At 65.1% G+C, this 26,398-nt stretch carries 23 protein-coding genes; 11 read left to right on the top strand and 12 right to left on the bottom strand.

What is annotated here, in order from left to right; genetic code table 11:
• The first annotated feature begins 4 nt into the window (after positions 1 to 4).
• Positions 5 to 586 carry a hypothetical protein gene (locus J8847_RS00775; RefSeq protein WP_211522768.1) on the top strand — a complete coding sequence of 194 codons (582 nt, stop codon included), beginning with the start codon at positions 5 to 7 and terminating at the stop codon, positions 584 to 586.
• Positions 587 to 630: 44 nt separating this feature from the next.
• Here J8847_RS00775 and J8847_RS00770 read toward each other — a convergent pair whose 3' ends face one another.
• From J8847_RS00770 to J8847_RS00755, 4 genes are read right to left on the bottom strand one after another with little or no spacing between them, the layout of a single operon-like run.
• Entirely contained in the window at positions 631 to 1,539 is a 909-nt protein-coding gene (locus J8847_RS00770) for an SDR family oxidoreductase (RefSeq protein ID WP_211522767.1), read from the bottom strand.
• A gap of 37 nt (positions 1,540 to 1,576) precedes the next feature.
• Positions 1,577 to 2,359, bottom strand: coding sequence for an SDR family oxidoreductase (locus tag J8847_RS00765; RefSeq protein ID WP_211522766.1), 783 nt, complete (start codon positions 2,357 to 2,359; stop codon positions 1,577 to 1,579).
• A gap of 34 nt (positions 2,360 to 2,393) precedes the next feature.
• Positions 2,394 to 2,696: a Dabb family protein gene (locus tag J8847_RS00760; RefSeq protein WP_211522765.1), complete on the bottom strand. Its 303-nt coding sequence runs from the start codon at positions 2,694 to 2,696 to the stop codon at positions 2,394 to 2,396.
• A 19-nt stretch (positions 2,697 to 2,715) separates the two neighbouring features.
• The gene (locus tag J8847_RS00755) at positions 2,716 to 3,894 is read right to left on the bottom strand and encodes an acetyl-CoA C-acyltransferase (protein WP_211522764.1); all 1,179 of its coding nucleotides are present in this window, start codon (positions 3,892 to 3,894) and stop codon (positions 2,716 to 2,718) included.
• Positions 3,895 to 4,205: 311 nt separating this feature from the next.
• On the opposite strand from J8847_RS00755, the gene J8847_RS00750 reads away from it, so the two are divergent.
• Complete coding sequence (locus J8847_RS00750; protein ID WP_229429970.1) at positions 4,206 to 5,906, top strand: MFS transporter; 1,701 nt, start codon at positions 4,206 to 4,208, stop codon at positions 5,904 to 5,906.
• Positions 5,907 to 6,145: 239 nt separating this feature from the next.
• On the opposite strand, the gene J8847_RS00745 is transcribed toward J8847_RS00750, so the two are convergent.
• Entirely contained in the window at positions 6,146 to 8,236 is a 2,091-nt protein-coding gene (locus J8847_RS00745) for a 3-hydroxyacyl-CoA dehydrogenase NAD-binding domain-containing protein (RefSeq protein ID WP_211522763.1), read from the bottom strand.
• Positions 8,237 to 8,519: 283 nt separating this feature from the next.
• Here J8847_RS00745 and J8847_RS00740 point away from each other — a divergent pair, with 283 nt between their 5' ends.
• Both J8847_RS00740 and J8847_RS00735 read left to right on the top strand, forming a co-directional pair.
• Positions 8,520 to 9,077: a hypothetical protein gene (locus tag J8847_RS00740; RefSeq protein WP_211522762.1), complete on the top strand. Its 558-nt coding sequence runs from the start codon at positions 8,520 to 8,522 to the stop codon at positions 9,075 to 9,077.
• 38 nt (positions 9,078 to 9,115) lie between these two features.
• Positions 9,116 to 9,616, top strand: a complete 501-nt coding sequence (locus J8847_RS00735) for a hypothetical protein (RefSeq protein ID WP_211522761.1) — start codon at positions 9,116 to 9,118, stop codon at positions 9,614 to 9,616.
• A gap of 6 nt (positions 9,617 to 9,622) precedes the next feature.
• Here J8847_RS00735 and J8847_RS00730 read toward each other — a convergent pair whose 3' ends face one another.
• Together J8847_RS00730 and J8847_RS00725 are read right to left on the bottom strand one after the other, a co-directional pair.
• Complete coding sequence (locus tag J8847_RS00730; RefSeq protein ID WP_211522760.1) at positions 9,623 to 10,768, bottom strand: DUF3616 domain-containing protein; 1,146 nt, start codon at positions 10,766 to 10,768, stop codon at positions 9,623 to 9,625.
• 82 nt (positions 10,769 to 10,850) lie between these two features.
• Positions 10,851 to 12,503: a 3-(methylthio)propionyl-CoA ligase gene (locus tag J8847_RS00725; RefSeq protein WP_307727485.1), complete on the bottom strand. Its 1,653-nt coding sequence runs from the start codon at positions 12,501 to 12,503 to the stop codon at positions 10,851 to 10,853.
• 456 nt (positions 12,504 to 12,959) lie between these two features.
• On the opposite strand from J8847_RS00725, the gene J8847_RS00720 reads away from it, so the two are divergent.
• The 6 genes from J8847_RS00720 to J8847_RS00695 all read left to right on the top strand — a co-directional run bounded on the left by J8847_RS00720 (position 12,960) and on the right by J8847_RS00695 (position 17,467).
• On the top strand, positions 12,960 to 14,354 hold the full coding sequence (locus tag J8847_RS00720) for a YdiU family protein (protein ID WP_373999801.1): 1,395 nt from the start codon (positions 12,960 to 12,962) through the stop codon (positions 14,352 to 14,354).
• Between the two features lie 17 nt (positions 14,355 to 14,371).
• Positions 14,372 to 14,767, top strand: a complete 396-nt coding sequence (gene msrB / locus J8847_RS00715) for a peptide-methionine (R)-S-oxide reductase MsrB (RefSeq protein ID WP_211522759.1) — start codon at positions 14,372 to 14,374, stop codon at positions 14,765 to 14,767.
• Positions 14,768 to 14,788: 21 nt separating this feature from the next.
• Complete coding sequence (locus J8847_RS00710) at positions 14,789 to 15,418, top strand: septation protein A (RefSeq protein ID WP_211522758.1); 630 nt, start codon at positions 14,789 to 14,791, stop codon at positions 15,416 to 15,418.
• Entirely contained in the window at positions 15,415 to 15,699 is a 285-nt protein-coding gene (locus J8847_RS00705) for a BolA family transcriptional regulator (protein ID WP_211522757.1), read from the top strand. Before J8847_RS00710 ends, J8847_RS00705 begins: the two co-directional genes overlap by 4 nt.
• A gap of 106 nt (positions 15,700 to 15,805) precedes the next feature.
• Positions 15,806 to 16,585 (top strand): peptidyl-prolyl cis-trans isomerase, encoded by a 780-nt coding sequence (locus J8847_RS00700; RefSeq protein ID WP_211522756.1) that lies wholly within the window; start codon positions 15,806 to 15,808, stop codon positions 16,583 to 16,585.
• Positions 16,586 to 16,690: 105 nt separating this feature from the next.
• Positions 16,691 to 17,467: a peptidylprolyl isomerase gene (locus tag J8847_RS00695; protein WP_211522755.1), complete on the top strand. Its 777-nt coding sequence runs from the start codon at positions 16,691 to 16,693 to the stop codon at positions 17,465 to 17,467.
• Between the two features lie 179 nt (positions 17,468 to 17,646).
• Here J8847_RS00695 and J8847_RS00690 read toward each other — a convergent pair whose 3' ends face one another.
• From J8847_RS00690 to purL, 5 genes are all read right to left on the bottom strand, one after another.
• A complete protein-coding gene (locus J8847_RS00690; protein ID WP_211522754.1) occupies positions 17,647 to 18,105 on the bottom strand; it encodes a hypothetical protein in 459 nt (152 codons plus the stop codon).
• Positions 18,106 to 18,145: 40 nt separating this feature from the next.
• On the bottom strand, positions 18,146 to 18,463 hold the full coding sequence (locus J8847_RS00685) for a hypothetical protein (RefSeq protein WP_211522753.1): 318 nt from the start codon (positions 18,461 to 18,463) through the stop codon (positions 18,146 to 18,148).
• Between the two features lie 507 nt (positions 18,464 to 18,970).
• On the bottom strand, positions 18,971 to 19,549 hold the full coding sequence (locus tag J8847_RS00680) for a hypothetical protein (RefSeq protein ID WP_211522752.1): 579 nt from the start codon (positions 19,547 to 19,549) through the stop codon (positions 18,971 to 18,973).
• Positions 19,550 to 19,681: 132 nt separating this feature from the next.
• Complete coding sequence (locus J8847_RS00675) at positions 19,682 to 20,431, bottom strand: DNA-binding protein (protein WP_229429901.1); 750 nt, start codon at positions 20,429 to 20,431, stop codon at positions 19,682 to 19,684.
• 95 nt (positions 20,432 to 20,526) lie between these two features.
• The gene (purL, locus tag J8847_RS00670; protein ID WP_211522751.1) at positions 20,527 to 24,564 is read right to left on the bottom strand and encodes a phosphoribosylformylglycinamidine synthase; all 4,038 of its coding nucleotides are present in this window, start codon (positions 24,562 to 24,564) and stop codon (positions 20,527 to 20,529) included.
• A 202-nt stretch (positions 24,565 to 24,766) separates the two neighbouring features.
• On the opposite strand from purL, the gene J8847_RS00665 reads away from it, so the two are divergent.
• Positions 24,767 to 26,398 carry a response regulator gene (locus tag J8847_RS00665; RefSeq protein ID WP_211522750.1) on the top strand — a complete coding sequence of 544 codons (1,632 nt, stop codon included), beginning with the start codon at positions 24,767 to 24,769 and terminating at the stop codon, positions 26,396 to 26,398.

The following is a 26,398-nucleotide window of genomic DNA, read 5'->3' as shown; positions in this document are numbered from 1 at the left end:
ATCCATGAATGAATTCGAAAAATTCGCCTACAACGAGATCTGCACTGCGTTGGCCGACATCGACTCTCGCATCGCGCCGGATAACTATGTCCTCTCGTTTTTCGTTTTCGATGCCGATGATGATCCACGTCGTCCTGTGCTCCAGCTGGGCTACAACACCCGAACCCGAGTGAGCGAAAGCATCCCCTTCGCATCCAGTGCCGAAGAGGCGACATGGAACTTCGCTTTCTGGCTCCAGAACGAACTGAGGTTCATCGGTGAACCGGGAACCAAGGGCGGGCAATTGCTGGAAGACGTGCTGGCCAAAAAAGGGCTATGGTATTCGGATGAGGATGACGAGGCGGATTTCGATCGATGCACACAGGTGGGAGAAGAAATCACGGCTTACTTCGTGGATGCCTGCGTCCGGATCGCTCAAGCCCTGCATGCGTCCGGCGTCATCGAACGGCGGTTTTCCCGTGCGCTTCCAATCATTGTGCATGAGCTCGAATACTACGACGAGATAGCCCGTCAAACCCGTCTCGCAAATCCGGCAGGGTTGACGCGCGAATTCGACGACTGGATAGCGAGTTTGTACCGACACTAGTCATCCAGGCCGGCTCGCCCCGGCAAGGCGATCGGCCTGGCGCGCTAGTGAGGCCTCCGCAGGCCGGTCCTGAGCATCTCCAAGACTTGCGGCGTCGCCGCATACGGATCGGCCGGCGGCTCGGCCTTCACGATCGCCTCGAAACGTTCAGCCACCGCGCCCAGCGCCTGCGGGTGCGAATAGAGGTAGAAGCGGCCCTCGCGGATGCCGTCGAAAGTCAGGCGCGCCACGTCGGCCGCCGACACCTTGCCCGAACCGACCGCCTTCTCGGTCAGGGCCTGCGCGGCCATCTGGCTCGCAGTGACGCATTCCTGGCTGTGCAGCTCGTCCGGCCGGTTGCGGTGCGAGTGCGCAATTGCCGTCGGCACGAAATACGGGCACAGGACCGAGGTCCCGATGGGCGCCCCGACCAGCTGGAGGTCGTGGTAGAGCGTCTCCGACAAGGCCACGACCGCGTGCTTGGAGACGTTGTAGACCCCCAGGGCCGGCGCGGTGAGCAGCCCGGCCATCGAGGCCGTGTTGACGATGTGGCCTTCGAAGCCCGGATGCTTCTGCGCGCATTCGAGCATCACGCGGGTGAACACGCGCACGCCGTGGATCACACCCCACAAATTCACGCCCAGCACCCACTCCCAGTCCTGTTCCGAATTCTCCCAGATCAGGCCGCCCGAGCCGACGCCGGCGTTGTTGAACACCAGGTGCACGGCGCCGAAGCGCGCGATGGCCGAGTCGGCCAGTTCCTGCACGTGGGCGCCCTTGCTGACGTCGCAGACCATGGCCAGCACCTCGGCCCCGCCATGCAGCAGCTCGTCGGCCGCGTGCTCGAGGGGCTTGGCTTGGACATCGGCCAGGACCAGCTTCATGCCCAGCCCCGCGGCCACGTTGGCGAATTCACGCCCCAGGCCGCTGGCCGCGCCGGTGATGACGGCCACCTTGCCGTGAAACTCCTTCATCGTCCTCTCCCCACAGATGACATCGCTGCGTCCGGAATCAGACCGCCGACACGCCTCCATCGACGGCCAGCGTCTGCCCGGTAATATGCTTGCCGGCGTCGGAGGCGAACAGCACCACCGCGCCCTTCAGGTCCTCGTCGTCGCCAAGGCGCTTGAGCGGCGCATCCTTGGCCAGGGTGTCCTCGCCGAAGGTCGCCAGCACCCCCTTGGTCATCTTGGACGGGAAGAAGCCCGGCGCGATCGAATTGACCGTGATGCCGTAGCGTCCCCATTCGCCCGCGAGGGTACGGGTGAAATTTACCACCGCGCCCTTGGACGTGTTGTACGCGAGGGTTTGCATGGTGCCCGGCGGGTTGCCGGCCAGGCCCGCAATCGAAGAGATGTTGACGATGCGCCCGTAGCGGCGCGGGATCATGGACAGCTTGCCGACCCGCTGCGAGACCAGGAACATGGCGCGCACGTTCAGGTTCATCACCTTGTCCCAGGCCTCGAGCGGATAGTCCTCGGCCGGGGCGCCCCAGCTGGCGCCAGCATTGTTGACCAGGATGTCGACCTGCCCGAGCCGGCGCAGCGCCTCGTCCACGAAGGCATGGGCCTGGGCCTCGTTCGACAAGTCGACGGCGATGCTGGTGGCATCGATGCCGCGCGCCTGCAGGTGCGCCACGGCTTCATCGAGCTCCTCCTGCTTGCGCGAGGAAATCAGCAGGCGGGCGCCCTGCTCGCCGAGCGCCTCGGCCATCTGCAGGCCGAGCCCGCGCGAACCGCCGGTGACGATGGCGGTCTTGTCCTTCAGGGAAAACAGTTCGTGGGTGGTGCGCATGCGGTCTCCGTCTTGTTATAGGCCGAGCCTGGGCTCAGACTTCGTAATCCATGCACTGGCGCGCTTCGCGGATCGCGCCGATGAAAGGCACCAGGGCCTTGTGCGTCGGGTGGCTGGCGTAGGAGTCCAGCGCCGCCTTGTCCTCGAATTCCGAGTACAGCACCACATCGTAGGTGGCTTCCAGTCCCGGCTGGGCGATCACGACCTCGAACGTGAGGATGCCAGGCACGATGTGGGCGCACTCGTCGAGCCGGCGCTTCATTTCGCGCGCATTGGCGGCGCGGTCCGCGCCTTCGGCCTGCTCCTTGAGCTTCCACATCACGATATGCTTGATCATTACTTCTCCTAAAAAACGTTCAGACGACTTCAAACAGGCCGGCCGCGCCCTGGCCGCCGCCGATACACATGGTGGCCACCACGTACTTGACGCCGCGGCGCTTGCCTTCGATGAGCGCGTGGCCTACCAGGCGCGCGCCCGACACGCCGTAGGGATGGCCGACGGCGATGGCGCCGCCGTTGACATTCAGGCGCTCCATCGGGATGCCCAGCCGGTCGGCGCAATACAGCACCTGCACGGCGAAGGCTTCGTTCAGCTCCCACAGGCCGATGTCCTCGACACCCAGCCCGGCTTTCTGCAGCAGCTTCGGCACCGCGAACACGGGACCGATGCCCATTTCGTCCGGCTCGCAGCCGGCCACGGCGAAGCCGCGGAAGACCCCGAGCGGCTGCAGGCCCCTGGCCTCGGCCGCGCGGCTGCTCATGACGATGGTGGCGGCCGCGCCGTCCGAGAACTGGCTGGCGTTGCCGGCGTTGACGACGCCGCCCGGCAGCGCCGGACGAATTTTGGCTACCCCTTCCAGGGTGGTGTCGGCGCGGATGCCTTCGTCGGCACCGATCGTCACTTCGCGGGTGAGCAGCATGCCGGACGCCTTGTCGGCCACGCCCATCACGGTGGTCATGGGCACGATCTCGGCGTCGAACAGCCCGGCCGCCTGGGCGGCGGCGGCGCGCTGCTGGCTGCGCACGCCGTATTCGTCCTGGCGCTCGCGCGAAATCCCGTAGCGGCGCGCCACCGTCTCGGCGGTCTGCAGCATCGGCCAGTAGAGTTCCGGCTTGTTCTTCTTGAGCCACTGCTCGTAGAGCATGTGGCGGTTCATCTCCTGCTGGACGCAGGAGATCGATTCCACGCCGCCGGCGGCGTAGATCTCGCCCTCGCCGCTGAGGATGCGCTGGGCCGCCAGGGCGATGGTCTGCAGGCCGGAGGAACAGAAGCGGTTGACCGTCATTCCCGGCACGCCGACCGGGCAGCCGGCGCGCAGCGCGATCTGGCGCGCGACATTGACGCCGGTGGCGCCTTCGGGATTGGCGCAGCCCATCATGACGTCTTCCAGCTCGCCCGGGTCGATGCAGGCGCGCTCGATGGCCGCCTGCAGCACGTGGCCGCCCAGGGTGGCGCCGTGGGTCATGTTGAAGGCGCCTTTCCAGGATTTGGCAAGGGCGGTCCGGGCGGTCGAAACGATCACGGCGTCATGCATGCTGCTGTCTCCTGTTGTTCGTGTTGGACCGGCCGAGCATAGCATATAAGAACGGTCGTTCGTAATGAAACCGTGAAGACGCCGGTAGAGATCGTCGGACCCGGCCTTACGAGGGAGAAGCGCCTCGTCCGACACAGCCGCAAGCTGCACGAGCGTCCACTTGTAAGCTCCGTGTAAGCTGGCTGCAAGAATCGTGTAAGGTTTGCGGAACACACTCGGTCACAGCTGATAGGTAATTGGCAAGTTGCGTTAGCAATCCGTCAGCAACAGCGTCATCATCCGGAACAAAATTACTATACGGAGACAAACACATGGCTATCACACCCGGCATGACCGCCGGAGGAAAGGTTGCACCATCCTCCTCTGGCCTGACCAAGGAAGAGCGCAAGGTCATCGTCGCATCTTCCCTCGGTACCGTTTTTGAATGGTACGACTTCTATCTCTACGGTTCGCTCGCTTCCATCATCGCCAAGCAGTTCTTCATCGGCGATCCGACCACCACCTTCATCTTCGCGCTGCTGGCCTTCGCCGCCGGCTTCATCGTGCGTCCGTTCGGCGCGCTGGTGTTCGGCCGCCTGGGCGACATGATCGGCCGTAAGTACACCTTCCTGGTGACGATCCTGATCATGGGCGCATCGACCTTCCTGGTCGGCCTGCTGCCGAGCCACGCGCAGATCGGCATCGCGGCGCCGATCATCCTGGTCACCCTGCGCATCCTCCAGGGCCTGGCCCTGGGCGGCGAGTACGGCGGCGCGGCCACCTATGTGGCCGAGCACGCTCCGCACGGCAAGCGCGGCCTGTTCACCTCCTTCATCCAGACCACGGCGACCATCGGCCTGTTCCTGTCGCTGCTGGTGATCCTGGGCACCCGCACCGCCATGGGCGAAGAGGAGTTCCAGGCCTGGGGCTGGCGCATTCCCTTCCTGATCTCGGTGGTCCTGCTGGGCATCTCGGTCTGGATCCGTATGTCGATGTCCGAGTCGCCGGCCTTCGCCAAGATGAAGGCCGAGGGCAAGACCTCGAAGGCGCCGCTGTCGGAAGCCTTCCTGAACTGGAAGAACGGCAAAATCGCCCTGCTGGCGCTGGTCGGCCTGACCATGGGCCAGGCGGTGGTGTGGTACACCGGCCAGTTCTACGCCCTGTTCTTCCTGACCAAGACCCTGAAGATCGACGAGCCGACCGCCAACATCCTGATCGCGATTTCGCTGGCCCTGGCCACCCCGTTCTTCATCTTCTTCGGCTCGCTGTCGGACAAGATCGGGCGTAAAAAGATCATCCTGGGCGGCTGCCTGATCGCGGCGGTGACTTACTTCCCGATCTTCAAGGCCATCACCCACTACGGCAACCCGGCCCTCGAGCGTGCGATCCAGACCTCGCCGGTCGTGGTCGTGGCCGATCCGGAGACCTGCAGCTTCCAGGTCGACGCCACCGGCACCAAGAAATTCCCGTCCTCCTGCGACATCGCCACCCGCATGCTGACCGCGGCCTCGGTGAGCTACACCCGCCAGGACGCGCCGGCCGGCACCGTCGCATCGGTCAAGGTGGGCGACACGACCTTCCAGTCGTTCAACGCCGTCATGACGCCGGATAACCTGAACTTCGACGCCGCCAGCAAGGAGCGCGAAACCGTCCTGAAGAAGGAAGTCACCGGCGCCCTGAAGGCCGCTGGCTATCCGGAAAAGGCCGACCCGGCCGCGGTGAACAAGCCGATGCTGGTGCTGCTGCTGTTCATCCTGGTGATCTACGTCACCATGGTGTACGGCCCGATCGCGGCCATGCTGGTGGAAATGTTCCCGACCCGCATCCGCTATACCTCGATGTCGCTGCCGTATCACATCGGCAATGGCTGGTTCGGCGGCCTGCTGCCAACCACCACCTTCGCGCTGGTGGCCTTCAAGGGCGACATCTACTACGGCTTGTGGTATCCGATCATCATTGCCTTGATCACCGTGGTCGTGGGGGCGCTGTTCATCCGCGAGACCAAGGACAACGATATCTACGCGCATGACTGATCGCAGGATCGGTTAACGGAAAATGCCGCTGGGGACAGCGGCATTTTTTTTGTTCGTGGTGTGCACGCAAACTTGGATCCCGGCCTTCGCCGGGATGACGTACTGGAGCAGTCGCGGAGCGTGAGTTTGCCGCTGCTCTCGAGACCGTCATTACCGCCACTGGCGGTAATGACTCCCGGCGAAGGCCGGGACAATGCCACTGGCATTGTCCCGCCCAAGTTCGTCGCGTACCACTAGCCTCAGCTATTAAACCCCTTCCCTTCCCCAGCCAGCTTCACCATCAGCGGCGCCGGCTTCCACGCCTCCCCGTGCCGCCTGCGCGCATACTTCTCCATCGCCATCAGCACATTCGGCAGTCCCACGCTATCCGCGTAGAACATCGGCCCACCGCGATGCAGCGGGAAGCCATACCCGGTCAGGTAGACCATGTCGATATCCGACGCCCGCAGCGCGATGCCTTCCTCGAGGATCTTCGCCCCTTCGTTCGCCAGCGCAAACACCAGCCGCTCGACGATTTCCTGGTTCGGGATCTCGCGTCGCGCCACGCCGATGTCCGCCGAATGGCGCACGATCATGTCGTTCACCGCGTCCGACGGATAGGCCTTGCGGTCGCCCGGCTTGTAGTCGTACCAGCCCGCGCCCGTCTTCTGGCCGAAGCGGCCCTGTTCGCACAGCAGGTCGGCGGTCTTCGAGTAGGCGATCTCCGGCGACTCGATCGCGCGGCGCTTGCGGATATACCAGCCGACGTCGTTGCCGGCCAGGTCGCTCATGCGGAACGGACCCATGGCGAAGCCGAAGCCTTCGATCGCCTGGTCGATCTGCTCCGGCAGCGCGCCTTCGTCCAGCATGAAATAGGCCTGGCGCAGGTACTGCTCCAGCATGCGGTTGCCGATGAAGCCGTCGCACACGGCCGATACCACGCCGGTCTTCTTGATCTTCTTGGCCAGCGCCATGCTGGTCGCCAGCACGTCCTTGCCGGTTTCCTTGCCGCGTACGATCTCGAGCAGCTTCATCACGTTGGCCGGGCTGAAGAAATGCAGGCCGATCACGTCCTGCGGCCGCGACGTGAAGCCGGCGATGCGGTCCAGGTCCAGGGTCGAGGTATTCGACGCCAGGATCGCGCCCGGCTTCATCACCCGATCCAGTTCACGGAACACGGCCTCCTTGACGCCCATGTCCTCGAACACGGCTTCGATCACGATGTCGGCCTGGCCGATGTCCGCGTAGTCCAGGGTGGTCCGGATCAAGCCCAGGCGCTGGTCGAGCTTCTCGGCCGTGAACTTGCCCTTCTTGACGCTGCTCTCATAGTTCTTGCGGATGATCGCCAGGCCTTTGTCCAGCGCTTCCTGCCTGGTTTCCAGGATGGTGACCGGGATGCCGGCGTTGGCGAAGTTCATGGCAATGCCGCCGCCCATGGTGCCCGCACCCACCACCGCCGCGCTGGCGATGCTGCGTACCGGGGTGTCGGCAGGCACGTCGGGGATCTTGCTCACGGCGCGCTCGGCGAAGAAGGAATGGCGCAGCGCCTTCGATTCCGGCGTCTGGGTCAGGTGCAGGAAGCGTTCACGCTCGAACTTCAAGCCTTCCTCGAAATCCTTGCTGGTGACGGAAGCGGCCACCGCCTCCACGCATTCGAGCGGCGCCGGGAACGGGCCGGCCATCGCCTTGACGGTGTTGCGCGAGAATTGCAGGAAAGCCTCGTGGTTCGGGTAGTCGACCTTGCGGTCGCGCACTTTTGGCAGCGGACGGATGTCGGCCACCTTGCGCGCGAAGCCGGCGGCGGCCTCGAGCAGGTCGGTGCCGGCCGGGAAGACTTCGTCGAAGAGCGCGGTGCCGGCCAGCTTCTCCGATACCACGGGTGTGCCGGAAACCACCATGTTCAAGGCCATTTCCAGCCCCAGCAGGCGCGGCAGGCGCTGGGTGCCGCCGGCGCCCGGCAGCAGGCCGAGCTTGACCTCCGGTAGCGCGATCTGGGCGCCCGGCAAGGCCACGCGGTAATTGCAGCCCAGGGCCAGCTCCAGGCCGCCGCCCATGCACACCGAGTGGATCGCAGCGACCACCGGCTTGGACGCGTTCTCGACCACGCGGATCAGGGAATGCAGGGTCGGCTCGGTGAGCGCCTTCGGCGAGTTGAATTCGCGGATGTCCGCGCCGCCCGAGAACGCCTTGCCGGCGCCCGTGATCACGATCGCGCGCACGGCCTCGTCGGCCTCTGCGCGGCGCACGCCTTCGGCGGCGGCGGTGCGCGTGGCGAGGCCAAGCCCATTGACCGGCGGATTGTTCAAGGTGATGACGGCGACGTCGCCATGTACCTGGTAGTCGGCACTCATGTCTCTTCTTCTCCTTATCAAGTGATCTAGCCCGACCACTATAACTGAAAAAAGAACGGGCGTATTATTTTCTCATCGATTTCCCGCGCGCCTTGCCCTCGGGTAGTGGCCAATGCGCGGGACAACATGCCCGTTGTAAAACAACCAAAAGTATAAAATCCCCGATCAACCGGGCGCAACAATTCAACAGAACGCGCCTCGGCAGGCGCACAATACAGCTTCGCGGCACCACCAAACAAGTAGAGACCGGACCATCCGCTTCCGGTTTCGAGGAGACACACACATGCGCAGCAAAATCACCTTCCGGGTGACGCTGGTCGTCGCCCTCGTACTCGCCGTTCAGCAAGCCGCCGACGGCGTCTCGGTGCATTATTTGTTCGACGAGGAGGCGCTGCCGGCCTTCTCGAACTGGTGGGGCCTGCTCCTCCTGCCCGCCATGACCTGGATCGCCCTGGGGCGCGTGTGCGCCGGCTACGACGGCGAAGCCTTCGTCAGGGACGCCATCGGCGCCTTGCTGTTCGGCGGCGCACTGGCCTTCGTCTATGAGCATGGACGCCTGGACATCTTCGAATTCCTGGGCGAAGGACTGCTGCTCCTGACCCTGGCCTATCCGATCTACCGCGCCGGCTGCGTCGTCGGATTCGTGTTCGGCGCCGCCTATGCTTTCGGGCCCGTGGTTCCGGTCCTTGCGGCCTGTGCACTGGCGCCGGCCGCCTACCTGGGACACCACGGCGTGCGCATGCTGTGGTCGCTGCACAGGGCGCCGAGGCAGGAGCCGCCGAAAGCGCAGGGGCAGCAAACGCAGCAGAACATGCAAGGCGCATTGCGTTCTGCGAAATAACTGCCACAATCCTCGTGTCCCGTTAACGAGGAGTCAGCATGCGTCGCCAACTTACATTCGCAGTGGCGCTTGCCACCGGCCTAATGCTCGCCTGGCAGCATCTCACCACCGGCGTGCCGGCCCATCACCTGCTGGCGCGCGCCGACATGCCCGCCATCTCGAACTGGTGGGGGGTGATCCTGTTGCCGCTGCTGGCCTGGGTCGCGGCCTCGCGCGTCGAGGCCCGCTACGGCGCGAAGGGGGCTTTTGCGGCGGCTCCGGGCTTCGCCGGCGGCCTGCTGTTCGGTGCGGCCGTGGCGCTGTTCTTCAGCCTGGGACGCACCGACCTGTGCGAATACCTGATGCAGGGGCTGCTCCTGCTGGCCTTCTTTTATCCCATCTACCGCTCCGAGACCCTGCTCGGTTTCGCCTTCGGCATGAGCTATGCCTTCGGACCCGTACTGCCGGTGCTGGTCGCCTGCGTCCTCGCGGTGGGAGGCTATGTGCTGTACCAGCTCCCGCGCGTGCTCTGGTCCGCCGTCAAGGCGCAAAAGCGCTAGCCGGGTTCAAGCGCCCTTGCGCTTCCTGTGCCGGGGCAGCGGAAACACATCCGCCACGATGATGCTGTCGCCGATCTGGCGGCTGGGCGAGGCGGAATCGTAGACCACCATCAGCCCGTCCTCGGCGCCCTCTGGGCCGGGGAACAGGGTCATGCCTTCCGGATGGTCCACGCCCTCGCCATAGGGCAGGCTCAGCAGACGCTCGAGCCGTTCGTGCGGCATCACCGTCTCCTTGTCCGGCTGCGCGCCGCCCGCCCAGCGGTAGACGTGGACCGGCCCGTCCAGGTCCATGGTGGGCCCGGCCAGGATCAGCAGGTCCTTGCCCTGCACGCACAGGTCGCGGATGCCGAGGCCGTGCAGGTCGACGAAGTGCTTGCGCAGCATCTGGCCCTCGCCGTCCACCGGGGCCAGGCGCAGCTTGCCGGGTTCGTCGTCCACCACGGCCACCTCCAGGATGGCCGCCCAGCCCCGCAGCACGGGGCCGCGCAGGCCCAGCAGCAGGTGCTTGCCGGCGACGGCGATGCCTTCGATGTCGAAGCCGTTGTCCTTGCCGGGGATGGACAGGAAGGGGCCGAAGTGTTCGTCTTCCTTGAGCAGCGCCGTGAGTTCGTTGCCGTGCTCGTCCCCGCGCAGCAGCGCGGCGCTGCGCCGTTTTCCCTTGTGTTCGACTTCCTTCGCCAGGGTCGTCTCGCCGTTTTCGGTGGCGACGGGAATGCGCGCCAGCAGGTAGCGGTTGCCGTCGGCGCCGACGGAACACAGGCGCTTGTGGGCTTTCTTTGCACCGTCGTCCGGCTTGGGCTGCTTGCGGCGCAGGCTGTGCGAACCGACCAGCCACATATATTTGTCGTCGCAGGCGAGGCCCTCGATATCGGCCTCGTTGATGTCGTCCTCCGTCTCGCCATGGGGCGGAAGCGGCAGGTCGAGGAAATCGTGCAAGGCAAACTGCTTGTGGTCGCGGGTGAAGCTGCTCTTGCCCGAACTGTCCTTGTCGGCCAGGGTCAGGCGCTCGATGCTGACCGATTCGTCGTTGGCCAGCCAGAGCGTCTTCCCCATGCGCAGGGCCACGGACAGGCCGTCGCGCAGCTCCTTGTCGCGCGTGAGGTTGTCGTGCTCCGGATGGAACTCCAGCAGGACGATGTTCGAGGGATGCATGCGATGGCCTCCGTGCGCTTGACGATATGGCCGAGCATACCGCCAAGCGGGAGAACATGGCGCAAGGGCGGCGCCGTCGCCCCTATGCGGTGGGCAGGCGGTACTCCTGGTAGGCTTCGCGCAGCTTGTTCTTCTGGATCTTGCCGGTGCCGCCGACCGGGAGGCTGTCGGCGAACACCACGTCGTCCGGAATCCACCACTTGGCGACCTTGCCTTCGAAGAAGCGCAGCAGCTCCTCGCTTGACACCTCCATGCCGGGGCGGCGCACCACGACCAGCAAGGGCCGTTCGCTCCATTTCGGATGCTGGACGCCGATGCAGGCCGCCTGCAGCACGGCCGGATGGGACATGGCGACGTTCTCCAGGTCGATCGAGCCGATCCATTCGCCGCCGGACTTGATCACGTCCTTGCTGCGGTCGGTGATCCCCAGGTAGCCGTCCGGGTCGATGGTGGCCACGTCGCCGGTCGGGAACCAGCCGTCCTGCAGCACGCTGCCGCCCTCGCCGCGGAAGTAGCCGGACACCACCCAGGGGCCCTTCACCAGCAGGTGGCCGTAGGTCGCGCCATCCCAGGGCAGCTCGCTGCCGTCGTCGTCGACGATCTTCATGTCGACGCCGTAGATGGCGTGGCCTTGCTTGCGCAGCACGGCGCGCTGGTCCTCGACCGGCATCTTCATGTGCTTGCCCATCAGGGTGCAGGCGGTGCCCAGCGGCGACATCTCCGTCATGCCCCAGGCGTGCACCACCTGCACGCGCAGGCGGTCGATCAGGGTGTCCATCATGGCCGGCGGACAGGCCGAGCCGCCGATCACGGTGCGGCGGAAGGTCGAGAAGCGCAGGTCGTTCTGCAGCACGTAGTTGATCAGGCCCAGCCAGACCGTGGGCACGCCGGCCGAGAAGGTCACGCCCTCCTGCTCGAACAGCTCGTACAGCGACTTGCCGTCCAGCGCGGCGCCCGGATAGACCATCTTGGCGCCGGACAGCAGCACCGAGTACGGCAGGCCCCAGGCATTGACGTGGAACATCGGCACCACGGGCAGCACCACGTCGGCCGAGGACACGTTCAGCGCGTTCGGCATGGCCGAGGCGTAGGCGTGCAGCACCGTCGAACGGTGAGAATACAGGGCGCCTTTCGGATTGCCGGTGGTGCCCGAGGTATAGCACAGGGCCGCGGCGCTGCGCTCGTCGAACTGGGGCCAGCGGTAGTCGTCGGGGGCGGCGCCGACCAGCTCCTCGTAGCACAGCAGCATGGGGATGCTGGTCTCGCGCGGCATGTGCTCGCGCCCGCACATGGCCACGTAGCCCTTCACGGTCTTGCAGGTGCGCGCCATGATCTCGATGGCGGGCAGGAAAGTCAGGTCGAAGAACAGGAACTGGTCCTCGGCGTGGTTGACGATGTAGGCGATCTGCTCGGGGTGCAGGCGCGGGTTGATGGTGTGCAGGACGGCGCCCGAGCCGGAAACGCCGTAGTACAGCTCCATGTGGCGGTAGCCGTTCCAGGCCAGGGTGGCGACGCGGTCGCCCATCCTGACGCCCAGGCCGGCCAGGGCATGGGCCAGCTTGCGCGAGCGCTGCTCGCACTCGCGGTAGGTATAGCGGTGGATATCGCCTTCCACCCGGCGCGAGACGATCTCGCTGTCGCCGTAGTGGCGCGCGGCGAACTCGATAATGCTCGAGATCAGCAGCGGCTGGTCCATCATCTGGCCCATCAGGGGGCTCATCGGGTAGTCGGTCATCGGCGTCTCCATGATCTATTTTGCAACTTCGTGAATGTTGTAACGTGGTCAGAGTACGGTCGTCAATGCAATTCGATGATGCGATGCAGCAGGTATCTGCGACTCGTGTGCATCCATTACGGAAGCCCTCCCGTTAGCCCGTCATTCCGGGACTCGGCGTCCCCCTTGGCCGGAACCCAGGCTCCACGCGCCGCGCCTGCGTTCAACATAAGTGGCGTGCGAAGAAACTTGGATTCCGGCCAAGGAGACGCCGAGTCCCGGAATGACGTTGGTAAAGTGGGGTGTCCGAGAGCGCCGCTACTTCGTCCTCTCCCACCCGTGCGCCTCCACATCCGGCCCGGTACGGTAGAATCCCGACATCCACCATCCCTTGATACTGGAACTGCCATTACTGCCGACGAACTCCCCCTGAACAATTCGTTTGCCGAGCTGCCCCCGGCCTTCTACACGCGCCTGATGCCGACCCCGCTGCCTTCGCCCTACTTCATCGCGGCGAGCAGCCCGGCAGCGGCGCTGGTCGGCCTGGATGCGGGCGAGCTGGCGAACGAGGACTTCGTTGCCGTCTTCACCGGCAACAAGGTGGCCGTCCGTTCCCAGCCCCTGTCGGCCGTGTACTCGGGCCACCAGTTCGGCGTCTGGGCCGGCCAGCTTGGTGACGGCCGCGCGATCACCCTGGGCGACATCGCCACCCCGACCGGTCCTATGGAACTCCAGCTCAAGGGCGCCGGCCTGACGCCGTATTCGCGCATGGGCGACGGCCGCGCCGTGCTGCGCTCCTCGATCCGCGAATTCCTCTGCTCCGAAGCGATGGCCGCCCTCGGCATCCCGACCACCCGCGCCCTGATCGTCACCGGCTCGCATCAGCCCATCGTCCGCGAGAGCGTGGAGACGGCCGCCGTGGTCACCCGCATGGCGCCCTCCTTCGTGCGCTTCGGTTCCTTCGAGCACTGGCACTACCGGAACAAGCAAGACGAGCTGCGCATCCTGGCCGACTACGTCATCAAGAACTTCTATCCGGAATTCGCCGGCGCGGTGAACCCCTACAAGGAACTGCTGGCCGAAGTGACCCGCCGCACCGCGCGCATGATCGCGCACTGGCAGGCGGTGGGCTTCATGCATGGCGTCATGAACACCGACAACATGTCGATCCTGGGACTGACCCTGGACTACGGCCCCTTTGGTTTCATGGAAGCCTTCGACGCCAACCACATCTGCAATCACACCGACCAGGGTGGCCGCTATTCCTATGCCAACCAGGTGCCGGTGGGCCACTGGAACTGCTATGCGCTGGGCAACGCCCTGCTGCCGCTGATCGGCACGCCGGAAGAAGCCGAGGAAGCCCTGGATGTCTACCGTCCCGCCTTCGGCGCCCAGCTCGACGAGCTGCTGCATGCCAAGCTGGGCCTGCGCGACACCCGCGACGAGGATGGCGCCCTGTTCGACGCCATGTTCCAGCTGCTGCAGGCCAACCATGCCGATTTCACCCTGTTCTTCCGCCGCCTGAGCGGACTGCGGGTGGAGGATCCTTCCTTCGACACGCCGCTGCGCGACCTGTTCATCGACCGCGAAGCCTTCGACGCCTGGGCCGCGACCTACCGCGCGCGCCTGCGCGCCGAGTCCAGCGACGACGCCCTGCGCAGCGAGGCCATGAACCGCGTCAATCCCAAGTACGTGCTGCGCAACTACCTGGCCCAGGTGGCGATCGAACAGGCGCAGAATGGCGACTACGGCGGCGTGCACAAGCTGCTGGCCGTGCTCGAGCGTCCCTACGACGAACAGCCGGAAAACGAATCCTATGCCGCCTTGCCCCCTGACTGGGCGGCGCATCTTGAAGTAAGCTGCTCATCCTGATTGAGAGACAGGCCATCATGAACGACAAAGTCACGAAGACCGACGCCGAATGGCGTTCCCAGCTCGACCCGATGCAGTACCAGGTCACGCGCCATGCCGCCACCGAGCGCGCCTTCACCGGCAAGTACTGGGACCATCACGAGCACGGCATCTATCACTGCGTCTGCTGCGACACCCCGCTGTTCGAATCGGACGCCAAGTTCGATTCCGGCTGCGGCTGGCCCAGCTATTTCCGCGCCCTCGACCCGGACAATGTGATCGAGAAGGAAGACCGCACCCACGGCATGCTGCGCACCGAGATCATCTGCGCCGTGTGCGACGCCCACCTGGGCCACGTCTTCCCCGACGGTCCGCCGCCGACCGGCCTGCGCTACTGCATCAACTCCGCCGCCCTGCGCTTCGAACCCATCTAACCACCAAGGGACTACCCCGCAATGAAATTCCTGTTCGACCTGTTCCCGGTCATCCTGTTCTTCGGCACCTATAAATATGGTGAAAGCAACCAGGAGTGGGCCCACGGCCTGGCCACCCAGTTCCTCGGCGGCCTGATCGCGGGCGGCTCGGTGCCGCCCAGCCAGTCGGCGATCCTGCTGGCGACGGCGGTGGCGATCGTCGCCACCTTCCTGCAGATCGGCTATCTACTGGCGCGCGGGCGCAAGGTCGACGGCATGCTGTGGCTGTCGCTGGGCGTGATCGTGGTCGCCGGCGGCGCCACCATCTACTTCCACGACGACACCTTCATCAAGTGGAAGCCGACCATCCTGTACTGGGGCTTCGCCCTGGCCCTGCTGGTGGCCCAGGTCTTCTACCGCAAGAACCTGATGCGCTCGGTGATGGAGGCCCAGGTGAAGCTGCCCGATCCGGTCTGGAACCGGGTCGGCTATACCTGGATCGTGTTCTTCTTCGCCATGGGCCTGCTGAACCTCTTGATGGCCTTCGTGGTGTTCGCCGCCGATACCAGCGCCTGGGTCAGCTTCAAGCTGTTCGGCTTTACCGGCATTTTCTTCGCCTTCGTGGTCGTCCAGACCCTGATGCTTTCCAAACATATTGAGGAGGACGCATGAGCACCCCGACCGATCGCACCGAACGCCTGCGCGAGCGCCTGCAGGCCGAACTGAAGCCTTCCGTGCTCGAGATCACGGACGATTCCCACCTGCATGCCGGCCATGCGGGCGCGGCCTCCGGCGGCAGCCATTACAGCGTGAAAATCGTCTCGGACCAGTTCGAGGGCCGCACGCTAGTCATGCGGCATCGTCTTGTGTATGATGCCGTGCACGAAATGATTAACAAAGCGGAAATCCACGCGCTCGCCATCACGGCGACCGCGCCTTCCGAACAGTCCTGAATGTCGGCTTCAGGCTGCTTTAAGAAAACTCGCCGACAATTGAACTGGTTGTTACAAAAACTAATCTAACCTCGTCCAGCAACTCTCCCCGCTACAGGAACACCACATGACTTTTAAGCCAGCACGCCTGCTGTTAGCCCTGATCGCCGTTGCAGCGGCGCCCGCCTTTGCCCAGAACCTCGCAGTGGTGAACGGCAAGCCGATCCCGTCGGCGCGTGCCGATGCGATGGTCAAGCAAGTCGTCGCGCAAGGCCAGGGCCAGGATTCGCCGCAGCTGCGTGAAATGATCAAGCAAGGCCTCATCGAGCGCGAAGTGCTGATGCAGGAAGCCATCAAGCAGGGCTACGACAAGAAGCCGGAAGTGAAGGCCGCGCTGGACAACGCGCGCCAGGCCATCGTCGTGAACCAGCTCGCCAAGGACTACATCGCCAAGAACCCGGTGAGCGACGCGGAAATCAAGGCCGAGTACGACAAGTTCAAGGCCCAGACCGGCGACAAGGAATACCACGTGCGCCACATCCTGACCGACAGCGAAGCGGACGCCAAGGCGATCATCGCCAAGCTCAAGGGCGGCGCCAAGTTCGAGGACCTGGCCAAGCAATCGAAGGACACCGGCACCGCCAACAGCGGCGGCGACCTGGACTGGGCTGTGCCTGCCTCCTTCCCGGCTGAGTTCGCCGCCGGCTTCACCGGCCTGCAGAAAGGCGCCATCACCGAGACCCCGGTCAAGACCCAGGCCGGCTTCCACGTGATCAAGCTGGACGACACCCGCGCCGCCAAGCTGCCGTCGCTGGAAGAAGTCAAGCCGCAGATCGCGGACTCCCTGACCCAGCAGAAACTGCAGGCCTACCAGGAGCAAATGGTCAAAAAGGCAAAGGTGCAGTAAGATGTGCTGTCGCCGGCGGCGCATCCAGGATGGAGACAAACCTGGTTCGGCGCCGGTTCTCGTCGCCCGCGGCGATACTTTTCGTGTTTATATAGGATCTCAACAATGATTTTGAAGCCAGCCCGCCTGTTGTTAGCCATGACCGCAATGGTTGCCATGCCAGCATTCGCGCAAAACGTTGCGACCGTCAATGGCAAGCCGATCCCGGCGGCCAAGGTTGACCAGCTGGTCAAGCAAGTCGTCGCCCAGGGCCGCGCCACCGATTCGCCGCAACTGCGCGAAGCGATCAAGCGTGACCTGATCGGCCGCGAAGTGTTGATCCAGGAAGCCGACAAGCAGAACATCGGCGCGCGCGCCGACGTGAAGGCAGCGATCGACAACGCCCGCCAGAGCATCATCATCAACGCCATGCTCGCGGACTACGTCAAGAAGAACCCGGTCAAGGATGCCGACATCAAGGCCGAGTACGACAAGTACAAGTCGCAAGTGGGCGACAAGGAATACCACGCACGCCACATCCTGGTGGGCACCGAGGAAGAAGCCAAGGCCATCATCGCCAAGCTGAAGGGCGGCGCCAAGTTCGAAGAACTGGCCAAGCAGTCGAAAGACGGCAGCGCCAACAACGGCGGCGACCTGGACTGGGCAAGCCCGGCAGCCTATGTGCCTGAGTTCTCGAAGGCCATGGTTGGCCTGCAAAAAGGCGCCATCACCGAAACCCCGGTGAAGACCCAGTTCGGCTACCACGTGATCAAGCTGGAAGACACCCGTGCGGCCAAGATCCCGGCCCTGGACGAAGTCAAGCAGCAGGTCGCGGAACAGCTGCAGCAGCGTCAGCTGGCGCAGTACCGCGAAAGCCTGGTCAAGAAGGCCAAGGTTCAGTAATCACGCTGGATCGGCAAGCGAAAGGCGCTCCCTCGGGAGCGCTTTTTCATTGTCGCGAACATCCGCGGGCGCAGGCCTTATCCAGCCGGACCTTGCCCTTCCCGCTTCCGAACCCGCAGACCCGCGACAAGGACGGGCCGATGCATTGCTGCCCGCCCCTTCCACAGACACCGGCGGTCCTAGTTCTTTGTCCGCAACAACTGTCGAAGCTCTTTCAGCAGCCCTTCGGCTTCGTGTCTCGTGGCTGAGTTCCCGCAAGCATTCACCCAATACCGATTTCCATCCTGCGAGAGGAAGAGCAGGTGCTCTTCACCCGTCGCCATGGCGTAGCGCGAGGAGGTGTTGTCATTCATGACCACAAGCTGTGCCGGCGCCTTCCCCTTCAGGTTCTCCAGCACGTCGATCGTGATCCTGAAGGCGCTGATACCGTCCGGGTCCTCGGGATCGTCGCTCAGGCCTTCCTCCGATTGCACGCGCCCGATCACGATCGCTTCGGCGGCGGCCACTTCGACGCCGAGTGGCGTCCGATACCCGGATTGTCCGGTCCGGGGATCGAGGCAAACGGCATGCGCGGTCACTGCCTGGTCGCAGAGTGCGAGGACGACCGCGCACGGGCCAAGGCCGCGCGATGCCCTCATCCGGATCTGCCGTCCCGGCGCGGCGCCGGCGACTCCCGCGTCAAGGCAACTCGCTGGAATGCCCCAGCCACTCGATGCATTTGCCGCGCAAATTCGGGAAACGGCGCGCGATCCCGGTCAAGCCCTCTTCCAGCTGGACCTTCGTATTAAACGGGAACACGTCGCTCATCGACAGGGCGACCGCGATCCTGTACTCATCGCCGGAATCCAGCCACTTATCCCGGACGGCGAGGATTTCCTCCCCGTTATCCGAGACACACCAGATCAGGCGGTCCAATATTTCCGCGATCGCTTCCGCAGGCAATTCCGGCGCCCTGTTGTCAACCAGGGATTCCATAAACGCTCTGAGTTCTGTCATGGCGCGACTCCATCGTTAGCGGATTGGTGGAAAGCAGCCGGCCCAACGGATGGCCGGACTGCCCCGGCCTTCACTGTCCGACTTCCGGAAGCCGTGGTGGCGGGTAGCCCGGCGGATATGCTGAAGAGATTTCGAAGCGATTGGCGGCGCCCGGCCGCCGCGCGCGACACGCGGCGGCCGGGAAACAGGCCCGAATCGGGCGCGAGCAATACTGACATACTGAGCCATCCCCTTAGACATTCGATCGTTGTCGATAAATATCCATGCGAGCTTGTAGCGTGCTCGTCTAGGGTTCAGTGTAAGAGAAGTGTTACAAATATCGCAAGCAAAAGTTCCAATTGCTGTAGCAATTTTTACGACAATGTCGTCGTGTTGCGCGCGACATTCGCCTGATCTTGGTGTACAAATGGACGCCCGTGCAAACATGGCCGCTTCGGCCGCCGGCCGAAAGCGGTCGATGATGCTGATCGAAAGGCCGGCGAGCCCGGGCTGGGCCCTGCCCGACGCTTATTCTTCGTCGCAATGCCGCGGCGCGCCCGGATAGACACCGTTGTTGTAGGCATCGAGCACGCCTGCCCAGGCACGTTGCAGAGGGCATCCGCCCGCCGTGCACTCGCCCAGGGCCACCCCGCTGTTGAACCACGCCGTCGCCGCATTGATCACGCTCTGCACGCCCGACGGGGCCGAAGCGCCCGCGGCGCGGTTCAGGACCGCCGCCACGTACTGGTGGGCCAGGATCAGGTAAGCGTCGCCGCGCGTCGGGCGGTCCATGATCTGCTGCCAGGCCAGGCCGCTGGAGAAGAACGGCGCGTTGCGGTCGAAGCCCGACGGCCAGACCACGCCCGGCTTGTTGCTCCAGTAACCCTGCGTACGCACGCAGCCCTTGGGCGGACAAGCGCAGTCGGCCAGTTCCGCCTCCGCCTGCATGACCAGCTGCGCGCAGGGGTTCGCCACGAACGCCGTATCCGCCAGCACCACCCTGGCCTGGGCAGCCGCCATGCCGGGACTGCCGGCCAGACCAAGAACGAGCCCCAGCATCAATGCCGCCCGGCTTGCCTTACAGGTGAAGAAAGAACTCAACTTCATCGCATCCTCCGAGCTTGGACGGCTAGAGATGGCCGCTTCTGGAGGATGATGCGCGCAGGCTGTGCGGCACGGCTTGCGTCAGCTCAGCCGTGCAAGTAGTTGAAATTCCTAGAAAAATCTTTCCTACAGCGACTATTTCTTCCCGCGCAGGACCTCGATTTCCGCCCGCAGCTTGCTGCGTTCGGCGTAGGAAGTCTCCAGCTGCTTGCGCAGGTCGTTGAGCTCGGATTCCAGGCTGGAGCGCGCGGTGGTGGCGCCCACCAGCTCCATTTCCGCGGCCAGGCGGCGGTCGGATTCCTCGGCCTGGGCCGTCACGTTGCGCTCCAGCTGGGCGCGCAGCTCGGCAAGCTGCTTGTCCTTGCCGTCGATGGCCAGCTGGTCCTTGGCCTTGCTGACCAGGGCGTCGGTGGCGATCTGGCGCGCGTTGCGCAGTTCCGCGTTCAGGCGCTCGATTTCTTCCGAGCGGTCGGCCAGTTCGGCCTCGACCTGGGCGCGTGCGGTCGCCAGCGCATCGCGCTCGGCTTCCAGCTCGTCGCCGGCGCGCAGCAGCGCCTCGGTGTCGCTGGCGGTTTGCGAGATCGATTCGCGCACGCCGGCGCTGGCCTGGTCGGCGAACTGCCTGACCCATTCGACCAGGTCGTTGACGATCGATTCCGGAATATCGGGACGCGGCAGCTCAGGCGGCTTGACGTGCTCGGCGCGCCAGGCGGCCAGGTGCTTGTAGATCGCGGTCGGCGTGCCGAATCCGAGCACCTCGCGCACCGCGTCGATATTGATTTCCTTGCCGTCCTTTTGCAGGCCGGCCGCGGCTGCCGCCACATTCTCGAAAGTGACGTCCTCGCTTGCCATGGTTTCTCCCATCTTGGTGTGCTTCTTGTTCATGTTCGTATGATATGCCAGAGCGAAGCGGAACCGGTTCCGCTAGCCGGCGAATGCAAAAGCGCCTCCGAAGAGGCGCTTTTTCGAGTGGCCGCCGCTTAGCCGACCCACTTGCGCGCGTTGCGGAACATGCGCATCCACGGCGACTCGTCACCCCAGGAATCCGGCGCCCACGAGTGCACGACGGTGCGGAACACGCGCTCGGCGTGCGGCATCATCGCGGTGAAGCGGCCGTCTTCGGTGGTCACGGCGGTCAGGCCGCCCGGCGAGCCGTTCGGGTTGAACGGGTAGGTCTCGGTCGCCTGGCCGCGGTTGTCGATATAGCGCAGCGACTTCAGCGCGGCGTTCATGTCGCCGGTCAGCGAGAAGTCGGCGAAGCCTTCGCCGTGGGCGATGGCGATCGGCGCCTGGGTGCCGGCCATGCCCTGGAAGAAGATCGACGGCGAGTCCAGCACTTCCACCATGCCGAAGCGCGCTTCGAACTGCTCCGACTTGTTGCGGGTGAACTTCGGCCACGCCTGCGCGCCCGGGATGATGGACTTCAGGTTGCTCAGCATCTGGCAGCCGTTGCACACGCCCAGGCCGAAGGTGTCCTGGCGCTGGAAGAAGCGCGCGAACTGTTCCGACAGCTGCGGATTGAACAGGATGGTCTTGGCCCAGCCCTCGCCCGCGCCCAGCACGTCGCCGTAGGAGAAGCCGCCGACGGCGATGATGCCGTGGAAGTCGTCCAGCTTGGCGCGGCCGGCGATCAGGTCGCTCATGTGCACGTCGACGGCGGTGAAGCCGGCCTGGTGCATCACCCACGCGGTCTCGATGTGCGAGTTGACGCCCTGCTCGCGCAGGATCGCCACGCGCGGGCGCACGCCGGTCGCGATGAACGGGGCAGCCACGTCATCAAGCAGGTCGAAGCTGAGCTTCGGGGTGATGCCCGGATCCTGCTCGTCCAGCAGGCGCTCGTATTCGGCGTCGGCGCAGGCCGGGTTGTCGCGCAGGCGCGCGATGCGCCAGCTGGTCTCGCTCCACAGGCGGTGCAGGCTGCTGCGCTGCACGTTGTAGATCACCTTGGCGTCGCGGGTGAACTCGATCACGCCACGGTCGTTGTGCTTGCCGATGATGTGGCTGCAGGCGCCCAGGCCCAGATCGCGCAGCACGTTCATCACAGCGCTCTTGTCTTCCGCACGCACCTGCACCACGGCGCCCAGCTCTTCGCTGAACAGCGCGCGCAGGGTCATCTCGTTGCGGCGCTCGGCGACCTGGCCGGCCCAGTTCTTGGCGTCGCCCCAGTCGGAAGCGTGCTCGCCTTCCATGGTCAGGATGTCGAGGTTGACCGAGACGCCGGCGCGGCCCGCGAAGGCCATTTCGCACAGGGTGGCGTACAGGCCGCCGTCCGAGCGGTCGTGGTAGGCCAGCAGCTTGCCGTCCTTGTTCAGCTGCTGGATGGCCTGGAAGAAGGCCTTCAGGTCCTCGGGCGAATCGACGTCCGGCACGCTGTCGCCCAGCTGCTGGGTGACTTGCGCCAGCACCGAGGCGCCCAGGCGGTTCTTGCCGCGGCCCAGGTCGATCAGCACCAGGGCGGTTTCGCCGAGGTCGGTGCGCAGTTGCGGGGTCAGCGAACGGCGCACGTCGGTAACCGGCGCGAACGAGGACACGATCAGCGACACCGGCGAGATCACGGCCTTGTTCTGGCCCTCGTCGTTCCAGGTGGTGCGCATCGACAGCGAATCCTTGCCGACCGGGATAGACACGCCCAGCGCCGGGCACAGCTCCATGCCCACCGCCTTGACGGTGTCGAACAGCGCGGCGTCCTGGCCCGGCTGGCCGCAGGCCGCCATCCAGTTGGCCGACAGCTTGATATCGGAGATGTCGCCGATGGCGGCGGCGGCGATGTTGGTGATCGCCTCGCCCACGGCCATGCGGCCCGAGGCGGCGGCGTCGATCACGGCCAGCGGGGTGCGCTCGCCCATGGCCATCGCCTCGCCCACGAAGCCTTCATAGGACATGGCGGTGACGGCGCAGTCGGCCACCGGCACCTGCCACGGACCGACCATCTGGTCGCGCACGGTCATGCCGCCCACGCTGCGGTCGCCGATCGTGATCAGGAAGGATTTGTCGGCCACGGTCGGCTGCAGCAGCACGCGGCGGCCGGCTTCTTCCAGCTCGATGCCGGTCAGGTCCACCGGCGGGAAGCTGTGCTCCACATGTTCGACGTCGCGCAGCATCTTGGGCGGCTTGCCGAGCAGGACGTCCATCGGCATGTCGACCGGGGCCGCATTCGCCTGGTCATCCGCCTGGTCGTCGATCAGGCGCAGCTGGCGTTCTTCGGTGGCGGTGCCGACCACGGCGAAGGGGCAGCGCTCGCGCTCGCACAGTGCTGCAAATTTTGCAAGGTTATCCGGCGAAATCGCCAACACATAGCGCTCTTGCGATTCGTTGGACCAAATTTCTTTCGGCGCCAGACCGCTCTCCTCCAGCGGCACCTTGCGCAGCTCGAAGATCGCGCCGCGCTTGGCGTCGTTGACGATTTCCGGGAAAGCGTTCGACAGGCCGCCCGCGCCGACGTCGTGGATCGAGATGATCGGGTTGTCCGCGCCCATCTGCCAGCAGCCGTTGATGACTTCCTGGGCACGGCGCTCCATTTCCGGGTTGCCGCGCTGGACCGAGTCGAAGTCCAGGTCGGCGGTGTTGGTGCCGGTCGCCATCGAGGAGGCGGCGCTGCCGCCCATGCCGATGCGCATGCCCGGGCCGCCCAGCTGGATCAGCAGGGAACCGACCGGGATCTCGTCCTTGTGGGTGTGCGCGGCCGAGATGTTGCCGATGCCGCCAGCGATCATGATCGGCTTGTGATAACCGTAGACCGCGCCCGCCGCACCGACGTTTTGCTCGTAGGTGCGGAAGTAGCCGCCCAGGACCGGACGGCCGAACTCGTTGCTGAAGGCGGCGCCGCCGATGGGGCCGTCGATCATGATCTGCAGCGGCGAAGCGATGCGCTCCGGCTTGCCGTAGACGGCGTCGCTGCGGCCAGCGTCGCCCTTGGTCACGTCGCTGGCGTTTTCCCACGGACGCTGGGCGTCCGGCAGCAGCAGGTTCGACACCGTGAAGCCGGTCAGGCCCGCCTTCGGCTTGGCGCCGCGGCCGGTCGCGCCCTCGTCGCGGATCTCGCCGCCGGCGCCGGTCGAGGCGCCCGGGAACGGGGAAATCGCGGTCGGGTGGTTGTGGGTCTCGACCTTCATCAGGGTGTGCACCAGCTCGGTCGACGGAGCATAGACTTCGCCAGCGCGCGGGAAGAAGCGGGTCACGGTCGCGCCTTCGATGATCGAGGAGTTGTCGCTATAGGCGACCACGGTGCCGCGCGGGTTCAGCTGGTGGGTGTTCTTGATCATCGCGAACAGCGACTTGTCCTGCTTGACGCCGTCGATGATCCAGTCCGCGTTGAAGATCTTGTGGCGGCAGTGTTCGCTGTTGGCCTGCGCGAACATCATCAGTTCGACGTCGGTCGGGTTGCGCTGGGCCTTGGTGAAGGCCTCGTTCAGGTAGTCGATCTCATCGATCGACATCGCCAGGCCAAGTTCGGTGTTGGCGCGCACCAGCGCCTCGCGGCCGGCGCCAAGCACGTCGATCTTCTCGAGCGGCTTGCCTTCCAGTTCGCTGAACAGCTGCTGGGCCTCGTCGGCGCGGCGCAATACGGTCTCGGTCATCCGGTCGTGCAGCAGCGCGACGACGGCGGCGACTTCCTGGTCCTGCAGCTTCTTCGGCGCGCCGATGCTGCTGCCCAGGATGCCTCCCTTGAGCACCACGGTATAGCCGACGCCGCGCTCGATGCGGTGGATGTGGGCCATGCCGCAGTTGTGGGCGATGTCGGTCGCTTTCGAAGCCCACGGCGAGATGGTGCCGAGACGCGGGATCACGAAGAACTCCTCGGTCACGCCCTCGTAGAGTGCTTCGGGCGCAGGCTCGCCGTACGTGAGCATGGCGGACAGCTGGGCAGTGTCGTCCGTGCTCAGCGGAGCGCTGGCGTCGATGAAGTGGTAGAAGCGCGCCTGCACTGCGGCAATCGACGGGGCGACGGCTTGCAATTGGCTCAGGAGGCGTTGGCTACGGAAGGCGGAGAGGGCGTTGGAACCCGGCAGAATCAACATGGCTTGGACAGTCGGTTGATGCAGCGTGGCTGCTAGGGTGGAAGATAGCCCGCTATTATACAGCGTTGCAACATTGCCCGGATATGGACACTTCGAATGAAGATTTCTTGATATGAGCGATGCTTATAGGTATCTTTACCGAACAAAATGACAATAAGCGCGCCTTCATCACTGCGCGCAAGAGGCGAAAGAGACGGCAACGATGCAAGAGAACGGAAACCTGGCGGTCCTGGTGGTCGATCCCAACCAGGGAATGCGCACCAGCCTGCAAAACATGCTGAACCAGATCGGCATCTCGAAGGTCGAGTATGCGGTCAACGCCAACACGGCCATCAAGCAGCTGAGCCGCCGTTCCTACGACGTGATCTTGTGCGAGTACGACCTGGCCGGCGGCAGCGGCGAAGGCCAGGACGGCCAGCAGCTTCTTGAGGACCTGCGCCACCACAAGCTGATCAACGCCTCGACCATCTTCATCATGCTCACCTCCGAGGGGGTGTACGGCAAGGTGGTCAGCGCGGCCGAGCTGACCCCGACCGACTACGTCCTCAAGCCCTTCACCGTGGACATGCTCAGCGGCCGCATCAAGCGCGCGCTGGAGCGCCGCGCCGCCCTGCTCCCGGCCTGGCAGCAGGCCGCCCAGGGCAGGCTGCGCGAGGCCATTGCCGCCTGCGAAAAAGGTGCGGCGGCGCTGCCGCGCTTCGGACTCGACTTCACCCGCCTGCGGGCGGAACTCCACGCGGCGCTGGGCGAGCATGGGGAAGCCGGCTCGATCTACCGAGAAGTGCTGTCCGAGCGCCCGCTCGGCTGGGCCGGCCTGGGCCTGGCGCGCACCCTGCTCGCCCAGGAGCAGGTGGAAGAAGCCCGCGCCGTGCTCGAACAGCTGATCCAGGGCAACCCGCAACTGATGGCGGCCTACGACCTGCTTGCGCGCTGCATCGAAATCAGCGGCACCCCGGCCGAGGCGCAGAAGGTGCTGGAGGAAGCCGTCGCTATCTCTCCGCACATGGTGCGGCGCCTGCGCAAGCTGGGCGAAGTGGCGATGGAAGCGGGCGACGCCGAGACGGCCGAGAAATCCTTCCGCCAGGTGGTCACCAGGGCGCGCTATTCCGAATTCCGCAATCCCGAAGACCACGTCAACCTGGTCAAGGCGCTGGTCACGCGCGGCGACGTGGCCCAGGCCGGCAATGTGGTGCGCGACCTGGACCGTTCGCTGCGCGGCAATCCGGCGGCGGACACCTGCAAGGCCTACTCGAACGCGCTGGTCCAGGACAAGGCCGGCAACCCGGCCGCCGCGGTGGCCGAGCTGCATGCGGCGGTGAACGCCGTGCGCGGCGCCAGCGGCCTGTCCCCTACCCTCAAGATCGGCCTGGCGCAGGCTTGCCTCGACTACAAGCTGGATGCGCAGGCGTCGGATGTGATGCTGACCGTGATGAACGACGTCGACAGCGGCGTCACGGTCGACCAGGCGGTGGGCGTGTTCGTGCGCGCCGGCCGTCCGGACCTGGCCGACGGCATGGGCCAGCAGCTCAAGGCCCAGGCCCAGATCCTGCTGGGCGTGGCCGACGAGAAGCGCAACATGGGCGACGTGCGGGGCGCGGTGCAAACCCTGCTCGAGGCCCTGCACATGGCGCCGAACAACACGCAAGTGATGGTGGCCGTGGCGGGCGGCATCCTGCGCCAGATCAACGAGCTGGGGTGGGACCACCACCTCAGCGAAGTCTGCGCGCAGCAGCTGGAACACCTGCGCGCCTACGACGCCCAGCACCCGCGCCTGGCCGCGCTGTCGGACGAATTCCTGGCGGCCAAGCGCAAGTATGGTATCTCGGCCGCCTGA

It is taken from the genome of Massilia sp. AB1 (assembly GCF_018119385.1).
Lineage (GTDB): Bacteria > Pseudomonadota > Gammaproteobacteria > Burkholderiales > Burkholderiaceae_D > Telluria.
This window is presented reverse-complemented; position numbering and strand designations above follow the sequence as displayed.